24 protein-coding genes and 3 pseudogenes are annotated in these 24,909 nt (G+C 68.1%); 14 read left to right on the top strand and 13 right to left on the bottom strand.

From position 1 onward, the window contains the following. Window positions 1-91 precede the first annotated feature (91 nt). Window positions 92-1,232 (bottom strand): annotated as a pseudogene (hutI, locus tag ACFQBT_RS17605) (imidazolonepropionase). A 23-nt stretch (window positions 1,233-1,255) separates the two neighbouring features. Here hutI and ACFQBT_RS17610 point away from each other — a divergent pair. Continuing rightward, entirely contained in the window at window positions 1,256-1,639 is a 384-nt protein-coding gene (locus ACFQBT_RS17610; RefSeq protein WP_377824714.1) for a DUF1304 domain-containing protein, read from the top strand. Here ACFQBT_RS17610 and ACFQBT_RS17615 read toward each other — a convergent pair. Genes ACFQBT_RS17615 through hutH form a run of 4 tightly spaced genes read right to left on the bottom strand, consistent with a single transcriptional unit; the run spans window position 1,551 to window position 7,375 of the window. After that, on the bottom strand, window positions 1,551-2,969 hold the full coding sequence (locus ACFQBT_RS17615; protein WP_377825543.1) for a formimidoylglutamate deiminase: 1,419 nt from the start codon (window positions 2,967-2,969) through the stop codon (window positions 1,551-1,553). The two genes, ACFQBT_RS17610 and ACFQBT_RS17615, sit on opposite strands and share 89 nt — an antisense overlap. Then, window positions 2,969-4,144, bottom strand: a complete 1,176-nt coding sequence (locus ACFQBT_RS17620; RefSeq protein ID WP_377824716.1) for an allantoate amidohydrolase — start codon at window positions 4,142-4,144, stop codon at window positions 2,969-2,971. Before ACFQBT_RS17620 ends, ACFQBT_RS17615 begins: the two co-directional genes overlap by 1 nt. After that, window positions 4,144-5,802, bottom strand: coding sequence for a urocanate hydratase (gene hutU, locus ACFQBT_RS17625; protein ID WP_377824717.1), 1,659 nt, complete (start codon window positions 5,800-5,802; stop codon window positions 4,144-4,146). The genes ACFQBT_RS17620 and hutU overlap by 1 nt, the downstream gene beginning before the upstream one ends. A 25-nt stretch (window positions 5,803-5,827) precedes the next feature. After that, window positions 5,828-7,375 (bottom strand): histidine ammonia-lyase, encoded by a 1,548-nt coding sequence (hutH, locus tag ACFQBT_RS17630; RefSeq protein WP_377824719.1) that lies wholly within the window; start codon window positions 7,373-7,375, stop codon window positions 5,828-5,830. Window positions 7,376-7,455: 80 nt separating this feature from the next. Between hutH and ACFQBT_RS17635 the strand changes: the two genes are divergently transcribed. The 3 genes and pseudogenes from ACFQBT_RS17635 (at window position 7,456) to ACFQBT_RS17645 (ending at window position 9,799) form a co-directional block, all read left to right on the top strand. Next, window positions 7,456-8,214 carry an IclR family transcriptional regulator gene (locus ACFQBT_RS17635; RefSeq protein WP_377824721.1) on the top strand — a complete coding sequence of 253 codons (759 nt, stop codon included), beginning with the start codon at window positions 7,456-7,458 and terminating at the stop codon, window positions 8,212-8,214. Between the two features lie 10 nt (window positions 8,215-8,224). Further along, window positions 8,225-9,192 (top strand): annotated as a pseudogene (locus tag ACFQBT_RS17640) (NAD(P)H-quinone oxidoreductase). Between the two features lie 55 nt (window positions 9,193-9,247). Beyond that, on the top strand, window positions 9,248-9,799 hold the full coding sequence (locus tag ACFQBT_RS17645; protein ID WP_377824723.1) for a bacterial proteasome activator family protein: 552 nt from the start codon (window positions 9,248-9,250) through the stop codon (window positions 9,797-9,799). Between the two features lie 28 nt (window positions 9,800-9,827). On the opposite strand, the gene ACFQBT_RS17650 is transcribed toward ACFQBT_RS17645, so the two are convergent. The 3 genes and pseudogenes from ACFQBT_RS17650 to ACFQBT_RS17660 all read right to left on the bottom strand — a co-directional run bounded on the left by ACFQBT_RS17650 (window position 9,828) and on the right by ACFQBT_RS17660 (window position 13,190). Then, window positions 9,828-10,331: an NUDIX hydrolase gene (locus ACFQBT_RS17650; protein ID WP_377824725.1), complete on the bottom strand. Its 504-nt coding sequence runs from the start codon at window positions 10,329-10,331 to the stop codon at window positions 9,828-9,830. Next, window positions 10,328-11,500 carry an AI-2E family transporter gene (locus tag ACFQBT_RS17655; RefSeq protein ID WP_377824727.1) on the bottom strand — a complete coding sequence of 391 codons (1,173 nt, stop codon included), beginning with the start codon at window positions 11,498-11,500 and terminating at the stop codon, window positions 10,328-10,330. The genes ACFQBT_RS17650 and ACFQBT_RS17655 overlap by 4 nt, the downstream gene beginning before the upstream one ends. Before the next feature lie 24 nt (window positions 11,501-11,524). Beyond that, window positions 11,525-13,190 (bottom strand): annotated as a pseudogene (locus tag ACFQBT_RS17660) (FAD-binding dehydrogenase). Window positions 13,191-13,252: 62 nt separating this feature from the next. Between ACFQBT_RS17660 and ACFQBT_RS17665 the strand changes: the two are divergent. After that, window positions 13,253-13,942, top strand: coding sequence for a hypothetical protein (locus ACFQBT_RS17665; protein ID WP_377824729.1), 690 nt, complete (start codon window positions 13,253-13,255; stop codon window positions 13,940-13,942). Window position 13,943: 1 nt separating this feature from the next. Here ACFQBT_RS17665 and ACFQBT_RS17670 read toward each other — a convergent pair whose 3' ends face one another. Further along, window positions 13,944-14,240, bottom strand: a complete 297-nt coding sequence (locus ACFQBT_RS17670; protein WP_377824731.1) for a hypothetical protein — start codon at window positions 14,238-14,240, stop codon at window positions 13,944-13,946. A gap of 10 nt (window positions 14,241-14,250) precedes the next feature. Here ACFQBT_RS17670 and ACFQBT_RS17675 point away from each other — a divergent pair, with 10 nt between their 5' ends. Then, the gene (locus ACFQBT_RS17675) at window positions 14,251-14,439 is read left to right on the top strand and encodes a hypothetical protein (protein WP_377824733.1); all 189 of its coding nucleotides are present in this window, start codon (window positions 14,251-14,253) and stop codon (window positions 14,437-14,439) included. 134 nt (window positions 14,440-14,573) lie between these two features. On the opposite strand, the gene ACFQBT_RS17680 is transcribed toward ACFQBT_RS17675, so the two are convergent. Both ACFQBT_RS17680 and ACFQBT_RS17685 read right to left on the bottom strand, forming a co-directional pair. Continuing rightward, complete coding sequence (locus ACFQBT_RS17680) at window positions 14,574-15,485, bottom strand: alpha/beta fold hydrolase (protein WP_377824735.1); 912 nt, start codon at window positions 15,483-15,485, stop codon at window positions 14,574-14,576. Next, window positions 15,482-16,126, bottom strand: a complete 645-nt coding sequence (locus ACFQBT_RS17685) for a histidine phosphatase family protein (RefSeq protein WP_377824737.1) — start codon at window positions 16,124-16,126, stop codon at window positions 15,482-15,484. The genes ACFQBT_RS17680 and ACFQBT_RS17685 overlap by 4 nt, the downstream gene beginning before the upstream one ends. 69 nt (window positions 16,127-16,195) lie before the next feature. Here ACFQBT_RS17685 and ACFQBT_RS17690 point away from each other — a divergent pair, with 69 nt between their 5' ends. Further along, the gene (locus ACFQBT_RS17690) at window positions 16,196-16,477 is read left to right on the top strand and encodes a hypothetical protein (RefSeq protein WP_377824739.1); all 282 of its coding nucleotides are present in this window, start codon (window positions 16,196-16,198) and stop codon (window positions 16,475-16,477) included. Between the two features lie 3 nt (window positions 16,478-16,480). Here the strand turns inward: ACFQBT_RS17690 and ACFQBT_RS17695 are convergent, their stop codons facing one another. Continuing rightward, entirely contained in the window at window positions 16,481-18,265 is a 1,785-nt protein-coding gene (locus ACFQBT_RS17695) for a long-chain-acyl-CoA synthetase (RefSeq protein WP_377824741.1), read from the bottom strand. A 67-nt stretch (window positions 18,266-18,332) separates the two neighbouring features. Then, window positions 18,333-18,605 (bottom strand): hypothetical protein, encoded by a 273-nt coding sequence (locus ACFQBT_RS17700; RefSeq protein ID WP_377824743.1) that lies wholly within the window; start codon window positions 18,603-18,605, stop codon window positions 18,333-18,335. 31 nt (window positions 18,606-18,636) lie between these two features. Here ACFQBT_RS17700 and ligD point away from each other — a divergent pair, with 31 nt between their 5' ends. The 7 genes from ligD (at window position 18,637) to ACFQBT_RS17735 (ending at window position 24,779) form a co-directional block, all read left to right on the top strand. Then, on the top strand, window positions 18,637-19,599 hold the full coding sequence (ligD, locus tag ACFQBT_RS17705) for a non-homologous end-joining DNA ligase (protein ID WP_377824744.1): 963 nt from the start codon (window positions 18,637-18,639) through the stop codon (window positions 19,597-19,599). 179 nt (window positions 19,600-19,778) lie between these two features. Next, on the top strand, window positions 19,779-20,750 hold the full coding sequence (locus tag ACFQBT_RS17710) for a cation diffusion facilitator family transporter (protein ID WP_377824746.1): 972 nt from the start codon (window positions 19,779-19,781) through the stop codon (window positions 20,748-20,750). Further along, window positions 20,747-21,913, top strand: a complete 1,167-nt coding sequence (locus ACFQBT_RS17715; protein ID WP_377824748.1) for a sensor histidine kinase — start codon at window positions 20,747-20,749, stop codon at window positions 21,911-21,913. The genes ACFQBT_RS17710 and ACFQBT_RS17715 overlap by 4 nt, the downstream gene beginning before the upstream one ends. Further along, complete coding sequence (locus ACFQBT_RS17720) at window positions 21,910-22,551, top strand: response regulator (RefSeq protein ID WP_377824750.1); 642 nt, start codon at window positions 21,910-21,912, stop codon at window positions 22,549-22,551. The genes ACFQBT_RS17715 and ACFQBT_RS17720 overlap by 4 nt, the downstream gene beginning before the upstream one ends. 88 nt (window positions 22,552-22,639) lie before the next feature. Then, window positions 22,640-23,392: an ABC transporter ATP-binding protein gene (locus tag ACFQBT_RS17725; protein WP_377824752.1), complete on the top strand. Its 753-nt coding sequence runs from the start codon at window positions 22,640-22,642 to the stop codon at window positions 23,390-23,392. Continuing rightward, complete coding sequence (locus ACFQBT_RS17730; protein ID WP_377824754.1) at window positions 23,389-24,003, top strand: FtsX-like permease family protein; 615 nt, start codon at window positions 23,389-23,391, stop codon at window positions 24,001-24,003. The genes ACFQBT_RS17725 and ACFQBT_RS17730 overlap by 4 nt, the downstream gene beginning before the upstream one ends. Continuing rightward, on the top strand, window positions 24,003-24,779 hold the full coding sequence (locus ACFQBT_RS17735; RefSeq protein WP_377824756.1) for an ABC transporter permease: 777 nt from the start codon (window positions 24,003-24,005) through the stop codon (window positions 24,777-24,779). Before ACFQBT_RS17730 ends, ACFQBT_RS17735 begins: the two co-directional genes overlap by 1 nt. The last annotated feature ends 130 nt before the right edge of the window (window positions 24,780-24,909 follow it).

Below are 24,909 nucleotides of genomic sequence, written 5' to 3' on the forward strand. Positions count from 1 at the left end.
CGAGGTGATCGGTCGCGGGCAGGATGCCCGCTCATCCCACCGGGTCGGACGCCTTGTGCTTGCTGGACTCCGCCTCTAGCGCCGGGCGCGGCTATCCGGCCAGAGCCAATGCACGGGCGATGGGGACACCGGGGCGATAGGCAAGATGCAAATACGTCGGCGCGTCGAGCACCGTCAGGTCGGCCCGCTGTCCCACCGCTATCGTGCCGATATCGTTGCGCCGCAGACTTTTCGCGGCGCCCGCGGTTGCCGCCGTCAGCGCCTCGGCCGGTGTCATCCCCATCTCGCGCACCGCCAACGCGATCATGAACGGCATCGAGTTGGAATAGCAGGTGCCCGGGTTGCAGTCGGTCGCGAGCGCCACCTGCACACCGGCGTCGAGCAACGCGCGAGCATCGGGGTAGGGAGACCGGGTGCTGAACTCCACGCCGGGCAGCAGGGTCGCGACGGTGTCGCTGCCGACCAGCGCCGCGACGTCCTCCGCGCTGAGGTAGGTGCAGTGGTCGACGCTGGCCGCGCCGAGCTCGACGGCCAGCTGCACACCCGGTCCGTAACCCAGCTGACCGCCATGCACCCGCAAGCCCAAGCCTGCATCACGACCCGCGGTGAGCACGTGACGTGCCTCGTCACCATCGAACGCATGCGCGCTGTGCGGCTCGCAGAAGACGTCGATCCACTTCGCGTACGGCGTGCACGCCGCCAGCATCGGGCCCGTCACCAACCGCACGTAGTCCTCGCGATCGACTTCGGGGGCACCACGTGCGCACCCAGAAACGTGGTCTCCTCGGTGAATTCACTGGCGATACGAAGAAGGCGCGCCTCGTGGTCGACGCTGAGCCCATAACCGGATTTGATCTCGATCGTGCCTGTCCCCTGAGCTCGGGACTGCTGGATACGACCCGCCAGCAAGGCTCGCAGTTCGTCGTCGCTGGCCGCCGTCGTGGCCGCACGAGTCACGGCGATCCCGCCCCCGTCGTACGCCGTGCCCGTCATGCGTGCCGCGAACTCACCGGATCGGTCGCCCGCGAAGATCAGGTGCGTGTGACTGTCAACGAAGGACGGGATGAGGCAGCGGCCCCCACGTCGAGGTCATCGTCGGCCGCCGGCTCCTGCGCGGAGTCACCGATCCACACGACGCGGCCGCCGTCGACCACCAGGGCCGCAGCGTGCCGAACCGTGAATTCCTCGTCGCACGTGACCAGTTCGCCGATGTTGTGGATCAGGGTGCTCACGCCCACCTCCTAGACTGGAGCTTATGCAGATCATCGCCGTCGTCGTCGTGCTCATTGCCGTTGTGCTGCACGGCTACATCTTCGTGATGGAATCGCTGACCTGGACCTCGCCGCGCACACGTGCCACCTTCGGGCTGAACGAGCAACAGGCCGAGCAGACCCGGGAAATGGCCTACAACCAGGGCTTCTACAACCTGTTCTTGGCCCTCATCGCGGCCGCCGGAGTCATCGCGTGGCTGGCCGGACACGACGCAGTGGGTGCCGCCTTGATCTTCGCCGGCGCCGGTTCGATGGTGGCAGCCGGCGTGGTCTTGTTGCTCAGCTCGCGATCCAAAGCGCGCGCGGCACTGATCCAGTTGACACCGCCTCTGCTCGGCGTGATCGCCACCGCCATCGCCGTCGCGTAACAGCGTCATCGCCACAGCGGGTCGATCGCTTCCTCAACAACTTCCCCACATCTCCGAGAACATGATCGCCATCGGAGACTTTGACCTCACCGCGGACCACCACGGTATCGACATCGGCGGCCGTGGCCGAGTAGATGATCTGCTCATCGGTACAGCCCGCTGTGCGCGGCGAGTCTGTCCGGACCGCAACGAGGTTGGCCAGTATCTGCGGCTGCAGTGGGCCGCTTCGCTGCCATCCGCGGTTCGTCATCCCGTGCAGTCCACTACTCAACAAGAACTCCGGGCTGAACCGGCCTCGTCGCAGCGAACGCAGCCGGTCGTTCATCTCCAACCCGCGGATCTCCTCGAACGGGTCGATCACCGCGTGCTGGTCGGACCCGAGGCTCAGCCGCGCACCCGCGCCCACCAACTCCGGAGCCGGGCCGATGCCGTCGGCGAGATCCCGCTCCGTGGTGGGACAGAAGCAGGCCGTCGCCCCGGCACCGCCCAGTAATGCGATGTCGTCGGAGGTGAGATGGGTCGCGTGCACGGCGGTGAGATTGGCGTCGATGACTCCGGCGTCGGCGAGAAGCTGGGTCGGCGTGCGACCGAAATGAGCCAGTGTTGCTTCGTTCTCTGCCGGCTGCTCGGACAGATGCACGTGACAGGCGTTGGTCCCCTCCAGCAGATGCGGCGCTTGGAACGCAAAGGTCTTCAGATCGCCCGGTGACAGCGCGCGGACCGAGTGGATGGCCGTGCCGATCGAGACCCCGTCATCCGGGTTCAGTTGGGACACCCGGCCCGCCCAGCGGGTGACGTCACCGTCGGCGAATCTCTTCTGCACCTCGTCCAGCTCGAGGTAACCGTCCGGTCCGAGACCTCCGTGCAGATAACAGGTGTCCAGCAGCGTGATGGAGATCCCGGCGTCCTGCGCCGCGCGGATCAGCGCGTGCCCCATGGCGTTCGGGTCGTCGTACGGCGTGCCGCCCGGTCCGTGGTGCAGGTAGTGGAACTCCGACACGGAGGTGTATCCGGCCAGGACCATCTCGGCGTACGTCGCTCGGGCCAGTCGGTAGTACGAGTCCGGATCAAGCTGAGCGGCAACCGAATACATGGCCTTGCGCCAGGTCCAGAAGGTGCCCCCGTCGGCGTGGGTGCGCCCGCGCAGTGCCCGGTGGAAGGCGTGGCTGTGGTCGTTGGCGAACCCCGGGAGCACCAGCCCCGGCAGCCGGTGCGCAGCGCCGGGATCGGTGTCCGGCGTGATCGCCGTGAAGACACCGTCCTGCACCTCGAAGGTCACTCGCTGCCGGATGCCGTCCGGGAGCCACGCGCGCTGCGCCCAGTACGACATCACGCCGCGAGGTCCTTCAGCACGCGCGTCAACGCGGTAACACCGGCAAGACAGTCGTCTTCGGTCGCGAACTCGTCGGGCGCGTGCGAGACTCCCGTCGGATTGCGGACGAAGAGCATCGCAGTCGGGATGCCCGCGTTGGCCAGGATCCCGGCGTCGTGGCCGGCGCCGGTCGAGAGCATCGGCGCACCCAGCAACTCCGACAGCCGGGTGGCCAACGCGGGATCGAAGGGCGTGTCCTCGGTCCAGGACAGCTGGTGCAGCGTTGCGCCCAGCGCCTGAGCATCCGCCTCGACCTGCGCAACGCAGGCGGTCACGGCAGCCGCCGAGGCACCCCGGGCGTCCAACCAGACGTCGACGTGTTCCGCGATGGCATTGACCCCACCGGGCTGCACGTCCAACCGACCGACAGTCGCGACGCAACCGTTCTCCTCAGCGGCGGCCCGTGCCGCCTGGACCAGCGCAGCGGCCTTCAGCAACGCGTCGTCCCGGTCGACCAACGCCGTCGTTCCGGCGTGGTTGGCCCGGCCCGGCACGGAGATGCGCCACCGACCGTGCGGCCAGATCGACGTACCCACTCCGATCTCGGCGTCCTCGAACACCAGCGCGCGCCCTTGCTCGACGTGTAACTCCACGAAACAGCCGATGCGCGAGAGGGTTTCAGCGTCCGGACCGATGTCGGTCGTTCGACCGGCCGCCTTGAGCGCTTGCGCCATGCTCACTCCGGAGTCGTCGCTCAGGGCCAACGCTCGATCGGAAGTGAGCGCGCCGGTGATGAGGCGTGACCCCGCACAGGCAATCCCGAAGCGCGCGCCCTCCTCGTCGCCGAAGTTGACGATTGCGACTGGTTTGCCGGGCTCGAAGCCGTCGGCCCGGGCTTGGTCCACGGCGGCGAACGACGACACGACACCCAGGGGCCCGTCGTACGCACCGCCGTCCGGCACCGAGTCCAGGTGCGAGCCGACGACGACGCCATTGCCCTCGCCCGGCGTACCCCACCACGCCCACTGGTTGCCCGCCCGGTCCTCGGTCAGCGCCAAGCCGCGCGCGGCTGCCTCACCCGCGAACCACTCACGCAGCGTGTGATCCTCGCGGGTCCACGCGAACCGGCGGTAGCCACCGGACGGTGCCCTACCCACCTCCAGGATCGAGGACCACAGGGTGGCGAAGGTCATCAGGCACCTTCGCGCATCGGGATGCGAACGCCTTTGTCTGCCGCCACGTTCTCGGCGATGTCGTAGCCGGCGTCGACGTGCCGGATCACGCCCATCCCGGGATCGTTGGTGAGGACCCGCGCAAGTTTCTGCGCGGCCAGCGGAGTGCCGTCGGCAACGGTGACCTGGCCGGCGTGCTGGGAGCGGCCGATCCCGACGCCGCCGCCGTGATGGATGGACACCCAGGTGGCACCGGAGGCGGTGTTGACCATCGCGTTGAGCAGCGGCCAGTCCGAGATCGCATCTGACCCGTCCAGCATGGACTCGGTCTCCCGGTACGGCGAGGCGACCGACCCGCAGTCCAGATGGTCGCGCCCGATCACAATCGGCGCGCTGACCTCACCGCTGGCCACCAGGTCGTTGATGGCCAGGCCCGCCTTGTCCCGCTCGCCGTAGCCGAGCCAGCAGATCCGGGCGGGCAGACCCTGGAAAGCGATCTTCTCCTTGGCACCGCGCATCCATTTCTGCAGCCGGTCGTTGTCCGGGAAGAGATCCATCACGGCCTTGTCGGTCGCGTAGATGTCCTTCGGGTCACCCGACAGCGCCGCCCACCGGAAGGGGCCCTTGCCCTCGCAGAACAACGGGCGGATGTACGCCGGCACGAACCCGGGGAACTCGAAGGCCCTCTCGTAGCCGCCCTGTCGGGCTTCGTCGCGGATGGAGTTTCCGTAGTCGAAGACCTCGGCGCCGGCGTCCTGGAACTCCACCATGGCCTGTACGTGCTTGGCCATCGAGGCGCGGGCGCGGTCGGTGAATTCGGCTGGCTTCTTCTCGGCGTACTCGCTCCAGTCGTCCAGGTCGATGCCATCGGGCAGATAGGACAGCGGGTCGTGGGCGCTGGTCTGGTCGGTCACGATGTCGATCGGGACACCGCGACGCAGCAACTCGGGGAAGATCTCAGCCGCGTTGCCGACGACACCCACCGACCAGCCGCGACGCTCGTTCTTGGCGGCAACGGCCTTGTCGATCGCGTCGTCCAGGTTGTCGGCGACCTCATCGAGGTAGCGGTCCTTGACCCGGCGGCGCAGGCGCGACTCGTCCACGTCCACGATCAGGCAGGCCCCGTCGTTGAGGGTCACGGCCAGCGGCTGGGCGCCACCCATCCCGCCGCACCCGCCGGTCAACGTCAAGGTGCCGGCGAGCGTTCCGCCGAAGCGCTTCTCGGCCACGGCCGCGAAGGTCTCGTAGGTGCCCTGCACGATGCCCTGGGTACCGATGTAGATCCACGACCCGGCGGTCATCTGCCCGTACATCGTCAGGCCGAGGTGCTCCAACCGACGGAACTCCGGCCAATTCGCCCAGTCGGGAACGAGATTCGAGTTGGCGATCAGCACGCGGGGTGCCCACTCGTGGGTCTGCATGACCCCGACCGGCCGACCGGACTGCACCAGCAGCGTCTCGTCCTGCTTCAACCCCTGCAGGGTCCGCACGATGGCGTCGAAGGACCGCCAGTCACGCGCCGCGCGACCGGTCCCGCCGTAGACGACCAGGTCGTCGGGCCGCTCGGCCACCTCCGGGTCGAGGTTGTTCATCAGCATCCGCATCGGGGCTTCGGTCTGCCACGACTGCGCGGTCAGGGTGGTGCCGCGCGGTGCGCGGACGGGGCGTGCGCCTTCCATGATGAATCTCCTTGGGGTCGAGGGGTTAGTTCAACGGGCCGGTGTGGGCTTCGGCGGCGTCGACGACTCCCCCGGTCTTGACGAGTTCCACTGCGGTTTCGATATCGGGGGCCAGGAACCGGTCCGGTCCTGCGGGTACGCCGAGTGCCTGGCTGACCGCTCCCGTCGCCGGAGCCGGGGTGAGCGGCGCCCGCAACTGCACGCCGCGAGAGGCGGTGAGGCACTCGATCGCGAGCACTCGGCTCAGGCCGTCGATCGCGCGGCGCAGTTTGCGCGCGCCCGACCAGCCCATCGACACGTGGTCCTCCTGCATGGCGCTGCTGGGAATGGAGTCCACGCTGGCCGGATTGGCCAGGCGCTTCAGCTCGGACACGATCGCCGCTTGGGTGTACTGGGCGATCATCAGACCGGAGTCGACGCCCGGGTCATCGGCCAGAAACGCCGGCAGACCGTGGTTGCGCGACACATCCAGGAAGCGGTCGGTCCGTCGCTCGCTCATCGAGGCCAGATCGGCGGCGGCGATGGCCAGGAAGTCCAGCACGTAGGCCACCGGCGCGCCGTGGAAGTTGCCGTTGGACTCGACGCGTCCGTCCAGGGTGACGACGGGATTGTCGACGGCAGAGGCCAGTTCACGGTCGGCGATCAGCGCAGCGTGGGCAATCGTGTCGCGCACCGCACCGGCTACCTGGGGCGCACACCGCAACGAGTAGGCGTCCTGGACCCGCGGGCACTCATCGGCCAGCCGGTGCGATTCGCGGATCTGGCTGTCGCTCAGCACCTTCCGCATGTTCTCGGCGCTCGCACCCTGACCCACCTGCGGTCGTAACGCCTGCAGGTCGGCGGCGAAGACGTTGTCGGTGCCCATCAGGCCCTCGACCGACATGGCCGCAGTGATGTCGGCGGTCGTGACCAGTCGCGCCAGGTCGTGCAGCGCGAGGCTCAGCTGACCCAGCATCCCGTCGGTGCCGTTGATGAGGGCCAATCCCTCCTTCTCGGCCAGTTCGACCGGCTCGATACCCGCCTCGCGCAATGCATCGGCGGTCTCCCGAACAGCACCGGAAGCGTCCCGCACCACGCCCTCGCCCATCACCGCGAGCGCACAGTGCGCCAGCGGCGCGAGGTCGCCGGAGCAGCCGAGGGAGCCGTACTCGTGCACGACCGGCGTGATGCCCGCGTTGAGCAGCGCCGCGTAGGTCTGCGCCACGACGGGGCGCACCCCGGTGCGGCCGGTCGCCAGGGTGGACAGGCGCAGCAGCATCGTGGCGCGGATGACCTCTCGCTCGACCTCGGGACCGTTGCCCGCGGCGTGTGAGCGGATCAGGCTGCGTTGCAGTTGCTTTCGGTCATCGAGCGGAATGTGTCGGGTCGCGAGCGCGCCGAAACCGGTCGATACCCCGTAGTGCGGCACGGTGTCGTCGGCCAGCCGCTCGATCACGGCCCGACTGTCCGCCATGGCCGCCAGCGCGTCAGCACCGATCGAGACGATGGCGTCATGGCGCGCGACCGCCACGACGTCGTCGCGGCTCACCGGTCCCACGCCGACGGTCACAATCTGGGTATCAATCACGGTCATGCCTTCCATTGCACCGCCCGCACGACTCAAAACCCACCCACCACAGTCCAGAGTTGTCTCACATATGAGACAGTCGAGGTATGGCCGCACCTGCCGCGGCGCACGCGATCGCGGTCCTACAACTGCTCGCCCGGCGCGCTGAGCCGCTCCCCGCCGCAGCCATCGCTCGCGCGCTGAACCTGCCCCGCTCCTCCACCTATCGCGTGCTGTCAGTCCTCAAGGAGACCGGTTTCGTCGTGCACCTCGACGAGGATCGTCGCTGGGGCCTGGGCGTGGCGGCCTTCGAACTCGGCTCCGCCTACAGCCGCCAGGCCCCTCTGCAACGCATAGCCCGGCCGATTCTGACCCGGCTGGTCGATGCCACCACGCACAACGCCCACTTGGCGGTCCTGCACGGTCGCGACGTGCTCTACGTGATCGAGGAACGCGCCCCGCGAAGGCCCTCCCTGGTCACCGATGTCGGGGTCCGCCTGCCCGCGACCGTGACCGCGTCCGGATTGGCAATGCTCGCAGCGTTGCCTCCGGCCCAGGTCCGCGCGCTCTATCCCGACCGCGACTCCTTCGCCCAGCGCAACAGCCTCGGACCCACCTCACTGACCCAGCTGCGCAGCATCCTGTCCACCGTGCGACAACAGGGTGTCGCTACCGAAAGTGACTCTGTCACTGAAGGATTCGCCTCTCTTGCCGCCGCCGTCCTCGACCACAACGACTTCCCCGTGGCCGGGATAGCACTCACCTACCCCGTTGGTCAGCTGAGCGACCAACACAAGGCGGCGATCGACGTACGCCGATCGGCAGCAGAGTTGTCCCGCAGGCTGGGCCGTCGCGCACCGACGTAGGGTGAAACGTATGCGCGCGATCACGATCCCGGAATTCGGCGACGAGGACGTTCTCACGGTCAGCGAGGTGCCGGATCTGACCCCCGGCCCCGGTGAGGTACTCATCGAGGTGGCCGCGGCGGGGGTCAACCGCGCGGATCTGATGCAGCGGCAGGGTTTCTACCCCCGCCGCCGGGCATCTCGGAGGTGCCGGGCCTGGAGGTCAGTGGCACCGTCACCGCACTGGGCGACACCGCTACCGGCTGGGCGATCGGCGACGAGGTGTGCGCACTGCTCGCCGGCGGCGGCTACGCACACCAGGTCGTGGTTCCGGCCGGTCAGGTCCTGCCCATCCCGCGCGGGGTGTCGCTGGTCGATGCCGCGGCCCTGCCCGAGGTCGCCTGCACCGTGTGGTCGAACATCGAGATGACCGCCCACCTGAAGACCGGCGACCTCTTCCTGCAACACGGCGGCTCCAGCGGGATCGGGACGATGGCCATCCAGATCGCCAAGCACCTCGGTGCACGGGTCGCGGTGACCGCCGGCTCCCAGGCGAAGCTCGACGCCTGTGCCGACCTGGGAGCGGAGATTCTCATCAATTACCGCGAGCAGGACTTCGTCGAGATCATCCAGGGGGCCGGTGGCGCGGACGTGATCCTGGACGTCGTCGGCGCGAAGTACCTGTCCCGCAATGTCACTGCGCTGGCCGATGGCGGTCGCCTGGTGATCATCGGTCTGCAGGGCGGCACCAAGGCAGAGCTGGACATCAACGCGCTTCTGGTCAAACGGGGCACGGTCGCTGCTACGAGCCTTCGCTCGCGCAGCCTCGCCCAGAAGGCGGCCATCGTCCACGCGGTCCGTGAGCACGTCTGGCCGTTGATCGCGGATGGGAAGGTCCGGCCCACCATCGCCGAGACGTTCCCGCTGGAGCAGGCGGCGCAGGCGCACCGCGTACTGAAGGACTCACAGCACATCGGCAAGGTACTGCTCACGGTGTGACGCCGGCACGCCTCCGGGGGCGGGTCGGGGCGGCGGGCAAGGCAGGATGGGCCCTATGACCGATAACGAGCAGCAGGCCGTTTCCGGCGTCGTGCACCAGGACGACGACAAGGTGGTCGTCGTCACCGAGAACGGCATGGGCGTAGCGCCCAACGATGAGCAGCACCCCGGGACCGACGAACCCACCAGTCCCGCCGATTTGGTCGAGCAACCGGCCAAGGTGATGCGGATCGGCTCGATGATCAAGCAGCTACTGGAAGAAGTCCGCAGCGCACCGCTGGACGAAGCCGGCCGTAAGCGTCTGGCGCAGATCCACGAGCAGTCGATCAACGAACTCAAGGACGGTCTGGCCCCCGAGCTGGTCGAGGAGCTGGATCGGATCGCCCAGCCGTTCAACGAGGCGTCGCCCAGCGACGCGGAGCTGCGGATCGCCCAGGCGCAGTTGGTCGGGTGGCTCGAGGGTCTCTTCCACGGCATCCAGACTGCGATCGTCGCCCAGCAGATGGCCGCTCAGGCGCAGCTGCAGGCCATGCGCCGCGGGCTACCGCCGGGCAGCACTCCCCAGCCCGGTCCCGAGCCGGGCCACTCGACCGGTCAGTACTTGTAATCGCAGACTTGTGGATAGTGGGGACGAGCTACTCGGTCAGTACCCGTCCCGGGCCGGCATCGCCGTACGCCGCGTGCAGGGCTTTGAGGATCCGGCGGGTCGACTTGTCGGCGAGTTCGGGGTCCCACGTCGAGGGGTCCACCCACTCGTAGGAGGTGGCCTCGCTCGCGGGACGGATCACCGGTTCCTTCTCGCACACGATCCGGAAGATCACGTCCACCTGACGACGGCGCGTGGCCACGGACACGGCGTACACCGCACCGCTGGTGACCTGCAGCCCGGTCTCCTCCATGACTTCGCGCACCACGGCCTGCTGCGGGGTCTCGCCGCGGTCGACCAGGCCGCCCGGTAGGGACAGTCCGCGTCGGTGCAGTTGCCGCAGGGCCAGGATCCGGTCGCCGTACTCGATGACGGCAATGGCACCCATCGTGAAGGACGGAGTCACCAGGTGCACGATCGGCGCCGTGAGCACCGACGGCAGCAGGCGGTAGAGCCGCAGCCCCGCGGCCCGGGCCGATGACGGCTGGGTCACGCGGGACCCGGATCCGAGAGGCGATGCTCCTGCCCGTGCGGCACGGGCGGCGGATGCTCGGCGACCTCGGCGGGAACATGCCCTTCGATCAGCGGGTCGATCTTGCCGGCGTTGAACTCACGCATGGCGCGGATGGCGTTGTGCACGACGGCGATGAACGGCACGGCGACGAACGCCCCGAAGATCCCGGCGAGCAGGGTGCCGCCGGTGACTCCGACCAGGATCGCGAACGGGTGGATGTCGACGGCCTTGCCCAGGATCACCGGATTGAGCAGGTTGCCGAAGAGCTGGACGATCAGGACCAACATGATGGCCACCACGATGGCGGTCGTGATGCCTTTGGTGACCAGTGCGATCATCACGACCACAGCGCCCGCCACGAGGACACCGATCATCGGCACCAGCGAACCGATGAAGAGCAGGACTGCCAGCGGCACCACCAGCGGCAGCCCCGCGATCATCATGACCGGGACCATCGCGATCGCGTTGACCGCGGCCAGCAGCACCAGGCTGCGCATGTACGCCGTCAGCGTCCGCCACGCCGCGGCTCCCCCGGCCCACACGTGGCCCTCGGTGTCATCCGGGAAGAACCGCACGAACCAGCCGAACATCTTGCCGTTGTCGAGCAGCACGAACAGCACCGCGAAGAGCGTGAAGACCGCGCCGGAGACGATGCCGATGGCCGTGTTGGCGCTTTCCCAGGCACCGGAGGCAATCTGGTTCTTGTACTGCCCGATCGTCTGCCCCAGGTGGATGGTGTATTTGTCGGCTTCCTTGGACGACATGTGAATCGGCCCGTTGACCAACCAGTCACGAATGGTCGTCAACGACGCTGTCAGTTGTTGACCGATGTTGGTCTGGGATTTGGCGATCTGCGAGATCACGAACCACAGCGCCAGGCCGAGGAGCGCGATTCCCACGACGTACACCAGGACAGCGGCCACCGCATGCGGCAGGCCGCGCCGATCCAGCCAGGCGACCGCCGGCTGCAAGAGTGCGGTGATCATGACCGCGATCGCCACCGTGATGGTGACCAGTGATATCGAGTTCAGCAGCCATACCATCGCAACCAGGAAGGCGATGATGGCCAGCAGGCACACCGACCACAACGCTGCGACCTTGATGCCGAAGGACACATCGTCCGATGCCCTACGAGGCCGCTGATTCATACCCCAGATCCTCCCACGGGCAGATCATCCAACGGCGGCCCGACCGGCAGCCCGACCGGAGAAGATACAGCCACCCAGGAACGTGCCCTCCAGCGAGTTGTAACCGTGCACGCCGCCGCCACCGAATCCAGCGGCTTCACCCGCGGCGAACAGGCCGTCGAAGACCGATCCGTCCGGGCGCAGCACCCGCGACTGCAGGTCGGTCTGCAGGCCGCCGAGCGACTTGCGGGTCAGGATGTGCAGCTTCACCCCGATCAACGGACCGGCCTTGGGATCCAGCAAGGCGTGCGGCGAGGCGACCCGGGCGATCTTGTCGCCGCGGTAGTTGCGCGCGCCGCGGATGGCCGTGACCTGGGCGTCCTTGCTGTAGCCGTTGACCATCTCCCGGTCCCGCGCCTCGACCTGCCGGCGGATGTCGGCCGGATCCAGCAACGGCTCGTCGGTGAGCTTGTTCATCCCGGCGACCAGCTCCTCCAACGAGTCCGCGACGACGAAGTCCGCCCCCTTGGTCTTGAACGCCTCGACCGGGCCGGGCGCTCCGCTCTTCACACGGGACAGCAGCAGCTTGAAGTCCTTGTTCGTGATGTCGGGGTTCTGCTCCGAACCGGAGAGGGCGAATTCCTTCTCGATGATCTTCTGGGTCAGGACGAACCACGAGTGGTCGTACGCCGCGATGTCCGGTGTCGTGCGCAGGTACCGCAGCGTCGACAGGGTGTCGAAACCGGGCAGACAGGGGAACGGCAACCGCCGGCCCAGCGCATCGAACCACATCGACGACGGGCCGGGCAGGATCCGGATCGCGTGCTGCGGCCAGATCGGGTCCCAGTTCTGGATGCCCTCCGTGTAGTGCCACATCCGGTCCCGGTTGACCGTGCGAGCGCCCGCGTCCTCGGCGATCTGCAACATCCGACCGTCGACGTACGCCGGGACTCCCGTGATCATCGACGCCGGCGGTGTGCCGAGCCGCTGCGGCCACCAGTGCCGCACCAACTCGTGGTTGCCGCCGATACCTCCCGTGGTGAGCACGATCGCGCCCCCGCGGACCTCGAAGTCACCGACGACGTCCCGGTTGCTGGGCCCAGCCCGGGGTGATCGTCGGGTGCGAGTACGGCGCCCCGCACCCCGACGACGCGCCCCGCCTCCTGGATCAGCTCATCTGCCCGGTGCCGGTGCAGGAAGGTCAACCGGCCCTCGTCGGCCGCCTGTAGCGTGCGCTCGACGAACGGCTTGACCACGCCCGTGCCGGTACCCCAGGCGATGTGGAAACGGGGCACGGAGTTGCCGTGGCCGTCTGCGCGACCGTCGCCGCGTTCGGCCCAGCCGACCACGGGGACGAAGGAGATGTCGCGCTCCTTCAGCCAGGCGCGCTTCTCGCCGGCGGCGAACTCGACGTACGCCCGGGCCCACTTCGCCGCCCAGGAGTCCTGATCATCCAGCCGGTCGAAGGCGGCGCTGCCCTGCCAGTCCTGCCAGGCCAGATCGAACGAGTCCTTGACGCCCATCCGACGCTGCTCAGGGGTGTCGACGAGGAACAACCCCCGAAACTCCAGAACGCCTGCCCGCCCAGGTTGTTGGCGTTCTCCTGGTCGAGTACGGCGACCCGGCGGCCCGCGTCGACGGCCTCTGCAGCGGCCACCAGCCCGGCCAACCCGGCACCGACGACAACGACGTCGAACTCTTGTGTGGTCATCGCGGACTCCTTCGGCGCGCAACGTGTGATGTGATCAACCTAATCCGCGACGGGAGCCGACGATGACCGACCTGACCGCCTCGGTGGCCTCGCTCTTCGCCGGACCGGTCGAGCGGTTCGTTCCGGAGCGGGACGCGTTGGCCAAGAGGTTGCGCGACGCGGGCCGGAGCGATGCGGCCGGCGAGGTCAAGGCCCTCCGCCGGCCGACGGTTGCCGCCGCCGCACTCAACCAGCTGGCCGACGACCCGGCGGTCGCGCAGTTGTGCGAGCTCGGCGAGCGCCTGCGCGACGCCCAGCGACGGGTGGATGCAGCGGCGATGCGGGACCTGTCCGGTGAGCGCACCGCCGCGATCAACCGGCTGCTCGAGGCGTTGGGGCAGCCGTCCGGCAACCTGCGCGAGCAGGTCGTCGCCACCGCGACCGCAGCGTTGGCGGATCCGGCCGCAGCCGAGGCCTTGCGCAGCGGCCGCCTGACGAAAGCACTGAGTTATAGCGGCTTCGGCGAAGTCGACCTGAGTGATGCCGTGGCCCGGTGGAGCGCAACGGTGACGGCGGACGTGACCCCGGCCACGCAGTCCGAGCCCGACCGACCCGCCGCCGCCCGGCTGCGGCGGCTGCGGCGGGCGGTTTCCGCCGCGGAGGACGACCTGCAGACCGCGGTCGACCAGCTGTCAGTGGCGCGGCAACGTCATGCCGCGGCCCAGGAGGCCCTGGATCAGGCCCGCGAGCGGCTCGACGCGGCCGAGGAATGACTCAGGACTTCAGTCGCGTCTGACAGTAGGTGCGCAGTGCCGTCACCTTGGTGTTGAAGTCACCGGTCGTGACCGTCTGGTTGTTTTTGCGGGCGTTGGCCATGGAGTTCAGTTCGCTGGCCAGGTCCTGGATCTTGAGGCTGAACTGACGGTCGGCTGCTCCCTGGCGCAAACCCATCAGTTGGGTCGCCGTGGTCGAGAAGTTCTTCGCCGCCGCATCCAGCTTGCTGTCGTTGCCGCCGGACACCGCGGCGTTCCACTGGGACACCGCCGAGTTGAGCTTGGAGTTGGCGGTCACGCAGGCGCTGATGAACGCAGTCGACGGCGGCGGGGTGGTCGAGGTCGTGGCCGTGGGTTTCGGCGTCGCCGAACTCGACGGGGTTGTCGTCGTCTTCGACGTGGTCGGCGCGGGCGTGCTGGTGGTGGTCGTGCTCGGCGTCGACGTGGTGGTCGACGTCGCTGACGAGGGGTGGACGCCGACGTCGTGGCGTCGTTGAAGCCGCCGGAGCACGCTGTCAGAGCCAGCGCCGGAAGGGCAGCCACGGCGACCAGAGCCGGGAAACGAACGGTCCGTGCGGAACTACTCATGAGTACCACCATGCAATCGCGACCTGTGCGCGACCAAATCGGCTCAGCGCGCGACGGCCGGACTCGCGGCCCACGCCAGGATGTTGTCGGCGACCCACTCCGGCTGGTCGAGCATCGGCGTGTGACCGATCCCGGCACCCTCGACGTACGTCCACTCCGGGTGCCGGCGGGCCAGAGCGCGAGCAGTGCCGACGTTGATCAGCCGGTCCTTGTCGCCGTGCAGCAACAGCACCGGCGCGGCGATCGATCGCCCGTGTTTGGTGTAGTCGCGGCGGCGCACCCCGTGCAGCAGCGTCGTGTGGGCCGCGGCGAGGAAGGACTCGGCGGTCCCGGTCTGGGTCAGGCGTGCCCGGGCCAGGTCCACATGGGCGGCCCGCACCTGCGGGTCGATCCGGTCGACGTCGGTCGTCACCAGTTTCAAGGCCTCGTGAACGTTGCCCTCCAGGTGTTCCTCCCCGGATCGCATGCGCAGGAAGGCTTTGTTCAGTCCGGGCACCGTATAGATCGTGAACGCCACGGACACCAGCGGATGCGGGCGGTGGCGCGGGCTGAGCGGGATCAGCGGGTCCACCAGCACGGCGCCGCGGATCGGCACCCGTGCCCGGCCCGCAACGCGCAGGCAGATCAGACCGCCCATCGAGTTGCCGGCAATCACCGCCGGCCGGCCGACCACCTTGCGCAGGAACTCCTCGACCAGTTCGACGTTGCGGCCCACCCGAGCCTGCCGGTAGTGCTCAGGGACCGTCTGACCGAAACCGGCCAGGTCGAGGGCGTAGACGTAGCCATCCGCCTCGGCGAGGTACGGCGCGACCAGACCCCAGTTCTCCAGCGAACCGCCCAGGCCGTGCACCAGCACGTACGTCGTGCCGGCATCCGGGTCGCCCCAGGTGCGGTAGCGCACGTGCAGACCCAACAGATCGGCGTACTGGTCGGCTGTATCGAACGTGACCGTCACGGGATGCACGCTACGCCGCGAGCGGTGTCCATCGTCTCCGGGGGCAGCTCGCCGTGCCAGCTCTCCAGCGAGAACCCGTCGGCAAGGTTGCCATCGAGCACGACGTACCCGGTGTTCCGCAGCGGGTGATCGATGACGAAATCGCGGTCGGCATCGACCGCCCTGGTGGCCGTCCAGAGGCGGATCATCGCGCCGTGGGAGACGATCGCGGCCTGCTCGGGGGCCTGCTCCTGGATGACCGCGATGTCGGCATCGAATCGGGCGACGGCATCCGCTCCGCTCTCGCCGCCGGGCACCGCAGGCCGAAGATCTCCCCTGATCCACCTCTCCAAGAGCCGGATGTAGGCCAGCCAGTCCCCCCGGTCGGCGGACATCTCCAGCTCCCCGGCCTGGATCTCGTGCAGGCCGGGCATCACCTGCGGCGCCTGTCCGACACCGGTGGCCAGCGCTCCGGCGGTGTCCTGGGCGCGTTGCGCCCGAGAGCACCAGATGCCGTCGAAACGCTCCTGCCGCAGGCGATTCGGAAGACTGGCCGCCTGCTCGCGGCCGAGTCCGGTGAGGGGCGCGCCGGGCAGGGCGGTGTCGAGTTCGCGAGCCACGTTGGCCGTCGTCTGACCGTGCCGGATGAGGAACAACCGCATGCGATCAGTCTTCCAGTCAGCACAACGACCGCACAGACGGGTGACAGTGACCCTGGCCAGGCTGATCCCATGACCAGTTATCCGGCCCTCGGCCACACCCCTTCCGCGAAGACCCCCGCCCTCGCCACCGGGCGACGACGCGGCGGACGCACCGCCCGTGCGGTTTGCGCCACCGCAGCGGTCGCCCTCATCGGCACCGCGGCCCTGCCCGCGGCCGAGGCCGCAGCCGCCGGCGTCCGTCCGCCGACGCTGCACTACGTCGCGGGTACGTCACCGACCGCGATTCCCACGGTCGGCGACGCCGCGATCAGCTTGGCTGCCGACTCACAGGGCCGGCTGCGGCGGATCTGAAGCTCAGATCCGCGGGTATTTCGCGGCCGCGACGTCCGCGGCGTACTGCGGGTAGTACGGCTCGTACTTACCGTCGGTCAGCACATAGACCACTTCGTTCTCCATGTCGCTGTAGCCGGCCTCACGCAGCTCGACCTTGCGGCTCTTGAAGGTGGAGGTGTGCTCCAGGGAGTCCACGACGCGCAGGAAGAGCGGCACGGCGTACGGCGGCAGCCCGGTCGTGAGCGCCTTGCCCACCTGTTCCCCGTCGAAGTCGGCGCCCTCCTGCAACACGATCGCGCCCATCCCGGCCTTGCCGTCGGTGTCGGGCACGGCCACGCCGTACACGGTGCATTCCTCGATCCCGGGGGCTCTGCCGAGCACCGCCTCGACCTCGGTGGTCGCGACGTTCTCACCCTTCCAGCGGAAGGTGTCGCCCAACCGGTCGACGAAGGAGACGTGCAGGTGGCCCTGCTTGTGCACGAGGTCGCCGGAGTTGAACCAGGTGTCGCCGTCCTTGAACGCGTTGCGGTAGAGCTTCTTCTCGGTCGCGGCCGGGTCGGTGTAGCCGTCGAACGGCGCGCGCGAGCTGACCTTGGCCAGCAGCAGACCGGTGCCGCCGTGCTTGACCTTGATCAGGCGGCCCTTCTCGTTGCGCTTGGCCTCACCGGTCTCCGGGTCGTACTCGACGACCGTGAACGGCAACGGGCAGGTGCCGGCGGTCTGGTCGATGTTGAACGCGTTGATGAAGGCGATGTTGCACTCAGAGGCGCCGTAGAACTCCGCGATCCGCTTGATCTTGAAGCGGTCCTGGAATTCGTGCCAGATGTCCGGGCGCAGACCGTTGCCGACGATGACCCGCACCTTGTGCTGGGTGTCGACCGGCTTGGGCGGCTGCGCAAGCAGGTAGCGGCACAATTCACCGATGTAGACGAAGGCCGTGGCGTCGTACTTGATGCATTCGTCCCAGAACTTGCTGGCGGAGAACTTCTTGGCCACCGCGAAGGCCGAGCCGTTGACCAGCGCCGAGCTCAGCGCAACCGTCACGGCGTTGTTGTGATAGAGCGGCAGCGGGCAGTAGATGGTGTCGCTGCTCTTCAGCCGGACACCCAGGGCGCCCAGGCCGGAGTAGGACTTCAGCCAGCGGAAGTGGCTCATGACCGACGCCTTCGGCATGCCGGTCGTGCCGGAGGTGAAGATGTAGTACGCCTGCTCCTTGGCCACGGTCGCCGCACAGTCCGGCGGGTTGGTCACGCCCTTCTCGCGAGCCAGTTTGGCCAGGTCGGGCATGGTCAGCACGTTCTGCGCGGCGCCCACGTCGCCGGCAGTCGCCAGGTCCTCCTCCATGCCGTCCTCCAGCAACAGCACCTTGGAGTTCAACAGACCCAGGCTGTGCGCGAGCACGTCACCGCGCTGGTTGTAGTTGAGTAGGCCGGCGATAGCGCCCAGCTTCACGGCGGCCAGCAGCATCAGGATGTATTCGACCTGGCTGTGCGCCATGATCCCGACGACATCGCCCCTGCGAACGCCGTAGTCCTCCTTGAGCACGTGCGCGTACTGGTTGACCCGCTTGTTGGCGGCGTCATAGGTGAAGGTGACGTGATCCTCGCCCTTGAGGAAGATCCGGTCGCCGTGCTTGGCCGCGGTCTTCTCGAACATCCGCCCGACGGACATCTTGTCGGTGGGCTTGCGCAGCAACAGTCCCGGCCCCTCGCGCGTCAGCGTGCCCAGGTCGGGAGCCATCCCGATCAGACCCTTGGCAACGTCGCTCACGTGGATCTTCTGGCGGACGTCGGTGGCTGCAGCCATTGCGGCTTCCTCTCGTGGCCGGGAAAAACTGCGCCAAGGTTACCTCGGTCACACTACCGATGGGTAACTAGTCCACAGAGCCGGATCCCGGGCCGCGCAGATAGCCCCGCAGGAACCGGCCGAACAGGATCCGCGAACCCGCGAGCAGCACGATCCCGATCCCCATGCACCACCACGCGAACGCCGCTGTGGGCGCGGAGGCCTTGCCCAGCAGCACGAGCAGACCGAGCAGCAGCCCCATGGCAAGCAGCAGCCCGCCGAAGACGGCCGTGCACATCAGCATCAACTTGGGAAAGACCGCATCGACCGAGAACAACGTCCGGGGTGGTTTACCTGCCACCCGGCCATCGTCCCAGGTCTACCTTCGGAGCATGGCGAGCCCGTCCACGCAGGTCACTGCCGGTGCGCACGAGATCCGCATCTCCAACCCCGACCGGGTCTACTTCCCGCTGCGGGGAGAGACCAAGCTGGACCTGGCGCAGTACTACCTGTCGGTCTCCGACGGGATCGTGCGCGCGCTGCGCGACCGGCCGTGCATGCTGCACCGCTTCCCGACCGGCGTGACCGGGCAGAAGGTGCACCAGAAGAGGCTGCCGTCCGGAGCGCCGCCATGGGTTGAGACGGTGCAGATCCACTTCCCCCGCTGGAACCGCACCGCCGACGAACTGTGCGTCACCTCGATCGCCGATGTGATCTGGGCGGTGCAGATGTCGACCGTGGAGTTCCACCCCTGGAACAGCCGCCGCTTCGATGTAGAAGCTCCCGACGAGTGGCGGATCGACCTGGACCCGATGCCGGACTGCTCGTTCTCGCGCGTACGCCGGGTGGCCGGGGTGGCCCGCGAGGTGCTGTCCGAGTTGGGCATCGAGGGCTATCCCAAGACCTCCGGGGGCAACGGACTGCACATCTATGTCCGGATCCGCCCGGACTGGGGGTTCCATGACGTACGCCGCGCCGCCCTTGCCTTCGGTCGTGAGGTCGAGTGCCGGGCCCCCTCCGAGACGACCACCACGTGGTGGCGCAAGGACCGGCCTTCCGATGTCGTCTTCGTCGATTACAACCAGAACGCGCGCGATCACACGATGGCCGCCGCATATTCGGTGCGCGGCAACCCGCGGGGCACGGTGTCAGCACCGCTGCTGTGGTCGGAGGTCGACGAGGCTGAGCCCGACGACTTCACCATCGCCACGATGCCTTCGCGCTATGCCGCGGTCGGTGACCTGACCGCGGGAATCGACGACACGGCGTACGGGCTGGAAACGTTGTTGGACTGGGCGGATCGGGACGAGGCGGCCGGCGCGCAACCGCCCGATCCGGACGCCGACGAGACGTAGCAGGATCATCAGGCGGTGGACCGGCGGTGGCTACGCGGATTTTGACGAAACCTCCACGACTCGTGGCCCTCCGCAGCCATGGCCACCCTGATCTCTGACGAAACCGCCAGAAGTTGCCGTGGGCACTGGGCGACGAGCGACGAGCAGACCGGCAGGCGAGCACCACCTAAACTTGCGGTATGAGCCTGTGCTCCGGCGCCGACCCCCATGGCGCGAGCGAGTCCGCTGACCCGCACAGCCACGACGGGCACTCGCACACCATCTCGGCCGACGCCGACCGACGCTATCTGTGGATCGCTCTCGGCCTCTTGAGCGCGTTCATGGTCGGCGAGGTCATCACCGCGTTCATCTCAGGATCGCTGGCACTGCTGTCCGATGCCGCCCACATGCTGTCCGACGTCGCGGCCATCGGCGCGGCGCTCTGGGCGATGCACCTCGCCGCACAACCGGCCCGTGGGAAGTGGACGTTCGGCTGGAAACGCGCCGAGATCCTGTCGGCCGCGGGCAACGGCATCACCCTGCTGGTGCTGGCCGTGATCCTGGGCGTCGAAGCGATCCGCCGGCTCTTCGACCCCCCGCAGGTCACCGGCGGCCTGGTGCTGGTGGTCGCCTTGATCGGCATGGTCGTCAACATCGCGGCAGCCGCTTCGATGGCGCGGGCCAACCGCAGCAGCCTCAACGTCGAGGGTGCCTACCAGCACGTCCTCACCGATCTCTACGGCTTCATCGGTACGGCGGTCGCCGCGGTGGTCATCCTGCTGACGGGGTGGATGCGCGCTGACGCGGTCGCCTCCCTGGTCGTCGTCGCCCTGATGCTGCGTGCGGGGTGGTCTCTCACCCGTGACAGCGGGCGCGTGCTGATGGAGGCCGCGCCCAGTGAGGTCGACCTGCTCGACGTCACGGACCATCTGCTGGAGCCGGAGCACGTCGTGAGCGTGCACGACCTTCACGTGTGGACCGTGACCTCCAGCCTGCCGGCCCTGTCCGCCCACGTCGTGGTCGAGGACGAGTGCTTCACCGACGGGCACTCCGCGCGGCTGCTGGATGAGTTGCAGGCGTGCATCGCCGGCCATTTCGACGTCGAGCATTCGACGTTCCAGATCGAGCCAGTCAGCCACGTGGACCACGAGTCGACCGCACACGCACATTGAGCGCCACCGATCTCGACCCATGGGGTGAGGACCGCCCGCTCACGGTGCGCAATTGGGCCGCCGACATCGTCCTGGGTCTTCTGCCGATCGCGCTGAGCCTGCCCGCCGGCGACCGTCTTTTCGGAGTGGCCGCCCTCGTCGGCGTTGCCGTCGCGATCCGGCGGCGGTGGCTGATGACGAGCGTCTCTCTGCTTACGGTTGCGGGGCTATGGCAGGTCATTGCCGGCGATATCAACTACGGCGCCGACGCGTTCTACTGTGTGGTGACCTTCCGTCTCGGTGCGGACCGCGACCGCGCGACGCGACGTATCGGTCTGGCTTTTTGCGCCGTGGTGATCGCCGGTGCGACCGCGTGGACCGCTCTGCAGCCCACAGTGGGTGGTGGTGAGTGGTGGCGGCGCGTGGTGACTGCCGCGATCATGGCAGGGCTGAGCGCGCTGGTCGTCGTCGGCGGTTGGCTGACCGGCTATGTGCGTTACCAACGCCGTCAGGTGATCCGAGAGCGAGTCGGGCTCGAACTGCAGTCCGCCGAGGAGCGCCGATTGCGCGACCTGGTCACCCAGCAGCAACAACGGATCGCCATCGCCTCCGACATGCACGACGTGGTGGCGCACTCGTGGGCGGTCGTGGCCGCCCAGGCCGACGGCGCCCGGTATCTGTTGCGCACCGATCCCGAGCGCGCCGAGGAGGCGTTGTCGGTGATCGGCGAGACCGCCCGTGCGGCGATGACCGACATCCGCGGCCTGCTCAGTCGGTTGCGCGACGACGGCTCGGACGCGCCGCTGACCCTCGACCAACCCGATGCGCTGATCCAGCGATTGCGCGATGCGGGAGTCAGCCTCGAGGTGCATCGGCACGGTACGCCGAGTGCCGACCCCCAGCTCACCACCACGGCCAGCCGGGTCCTGACGGAGTCTTTGACCAACGCGCTCAAACACGGCGACCTGCGCAGCCCGGTGCAGGTGCGCGAGGACTGGACCGACGGCTACCGGCTGACGGTGACCAATGCCGCGGGGGCGCGGCCGGTGGGCTCCAGCGGTCATGGCCTGCGCGGCATGCGCGAGCGAGTCTCTGCGGCGGGCGGCACGATGTGCGCTGAGTCCATCGATGCCGGAACCCGTTGGCAGGTGGACGTTTTCATCCCCTCGGAGGTTTCGTCGTGATCCGTGTCGCTCTGGTAGATGACCAGGCCCTCTTCCGCGCCGGGATCGCCATGGTGATCGACTCCCAATCGGACCTCACGGTGGTCGGCGAGGCCGGCGATGGCGCGGCAGTCCCCGGACTCGTGCGAGAGGCCTCGCCGGATCTGGTCGTGATGGACGTGCGGATGCCCGGCGTCGACGGTGTCACGGCAACCCGCCAGTTGCTTGAATCGATGGGTGCGGATGCGCCGAAGGTTCTGGTGCTCACGACGTTTGATGAGGATGAGTCGGCTGTCGCGGCGATCGAAGCCGGAGCCAGCGGGTTCGTGCTGAAGTCGGCCGAGCCGGAGATGCTGCTGGCTTCGATTCGCTCGGTCGCCGCAGGCAACCAGGTCGTCGCTGCCGGTGCCACGCAGGCGTTGTTCGCCCGCTTCCGCGGCCGCAGCGCCACACCCGGGCCGGAGTACGACGCGCTGACCACCCGCGAGCGCGAGATCCTGCTTCAGGCGGCCCGCGGCTTGTCGAACGCGGAAATCGCTGCAGCTGAGTTTCTTTCCGAGGCAACGGTGAAGACGCACATCTCACGCATCCTCACCAAGTTGGATGCACGTGACCGGGTGCAGTTGGTTGTCTACGCCTACGAGCACGGGTTGATCTGAACCGACCGCGACGTACATCTGCAGATGTACGCAGAACCCGTCGTCCGGCCGACGCGCGATGAGGCGTCCGCTTCATAACGTCGTAAGCATGACCGAGAAACTGCCCCCTGTCCTGTGGATGCGCAACGTCGATCGCTGGTACGGCGATGGCCACAGCGCCGTCCCCGCCCTTACCGACGTCAGCCTCGACATCGCCCCCAGCCAGTTCACCGCCATCATGGGTCCGTCCGGATCAGGTAAGTCCACTCTGCTGAATATTGCTGCAGGACTGGACAATCCGAGCAAGGGGCAGGTGTGGCTCGCGGGCCAGCCCTTCCACGAACTGTCTGATGATCGCCGCACCCAACTTCGCCGCGACCACGTCGGTTTCGTCTTCCAGGCGTTCAACCTGGTCCCAACGCTGACCGTGCGGGAGAACATCATGCTGCCCTTCGACCTCGCCGGCCGAACCCCGAGTGTCGAGGACCGCGAGCGCATCGACTACCTGCTCCAGGTGCTCGGCTTGAAGGATCGCATCACGCACCGGCCGGCGGAATTGTCCGGCGGTCAGCAGCAGCGCGTGGCGATTGCCCGGGCACTCGCCGTACGTCCTCATCTGGTGATCGCCGACGAACCCACCGGCAACCTGGACACCCGCACCTCGCGCGAGGTGCTGGCGCTCCTGCGCGCCGCCGCGGAGGAGTACCACCAGACGATCCTGATGGTCACCCACGACCCGGTTGCGGCGTCGTACGCCGATCGGATCCTGGTCGTCGCCGACGGCCGGATCGCGGGTGACTACCCGTCGATGCCCGCAACGGAGATCGCCCGGCTGATGGTGAACCTGGAGGTGGCAGCGTGAAACGGGAACTGGTCCTCGGCTCCGGTCGTGACCTCGGCACCATCGGTTTGGTCGCCGCCCTGTGCGGCCTCTACGCAGGCGTATTGGTCTCTGCCAGTGCGGTACTGGCCACACTCGGCGACGACACGGGCAACCTGGCGTTCACGCTGCAGATCGCGTCGCTGGTCTTCAACCTGGTCGCGATCTATGTGGCTGCGGTGGTCATCACCAACGCGATCGACACCGTCCTGGCCGGCCGCCTGCAGCAATTGGCCCTCCTGCGGCTGCTGGGCGCGCGGTCCACGGACCTGCGGCGGGTGGTGATGCGATCCACCGGTCTGATCGGCCTGGTGGCTGCCCTCGGGGGAGCGGCACTCGGGGTCGCCATCACCGCCGCCGCACGGGTGGTGTTGGTGGCCCGCGGCACCCTGCCTTCGCGTGACTATCCGTTGACCAGCGTCGTCCTCATCGTCCCGATCGCGGTCGTCGCGGTTGTGGCGTTGATCTGCGGCTGGCGCGGCTCGCGCCGCGTGCTGAGCGTGACCCCCGCCGAGGCAATGACCGGGGTATCCGCTCCGGCGGCGTCCCCCGGCGGGAGTCGCGACTGCGGAAGGTCTTCGCCCTGCTGGTGATGGCCGCCGGCGTGGTCTTCCTGCTCGGCGCCGCCTACCTCGGCGAGCATTACGCGGCGATCGGATTCCTGCTCGCCTTCCTCGGCGCGGCCACCTTCACGACCGGTCTGCTGATCGGTGCGCGGTACGTCGTGCCCCGGCTCGTCGCCGCCACCGGACGAGCGCTGGGCTCGACTCCCGCCAGTCGCATCGCCCGACGCAATGCCGTACTCGACCCGCAGCGGACGACTCGCTCCACGATGGGGCTGGTCATCGGCGTCGCGATCATCACCACGATCGCCTCCGGAATGGGTGCCTTGCAGCAGGCCGTCGACGGGTGGACCCAGCTCACGGCCGCTGACCGCGAGATGGCACACCAGTTGCTCGGCATGATCGGCAGTGTCATGACCGGCATCGTCGTGGTGTCCTGCGTCATCTCGGTGATCGGCTTCATCTCGACGATGTCACTCACCGTGATCCAGCGGCGCCGGGAGATCGGCCTGCTGCGAGCGGTCGGCTTCACCGGCAGTCAGATTCGCTCGATGATCACCCGCGAGTCCGCCGCCCTGGCCGGCACCGCAGTCCTCTTCGGACTCATCCTCGGCGTGGTCTTCGGATCGGTTGGTGCACAGTCCGTCATCGGTTTCGAGACCGACGGCTTCGTGTGGGGGACCCCGTGGGCGTTCCTGGCCACGGTCGCCGGCGTCGGCATGTTGTTGGTGCTGGTCTCAGCGCTGCCGCCGGCCCGCCGCGCGACATCTGTCCCGGTGGTCGCGGCCCTGCGCATCGACGGCTGATCCGGAGGGCGGCCCCGCCGTTCCTGGAGCGATCGAGGATTCTGGAGCCGTTTGCCCAGCAACCGGCTCCAGAATCATGAATCCCTCCAAAATCGTCGCGGCGAACCTGCCGACGGTGCCCGTCACCCGG

Origin of the sequence: Branchiibius cervicis (genome assembly GCF_042661605.1) — a bacterium.
GTDB lineage: Bacteria > Actinomycetota > Actinomycetes > Actinomycetales > Dermatophilaceae > Branchiibius > Branchiibius cervicis.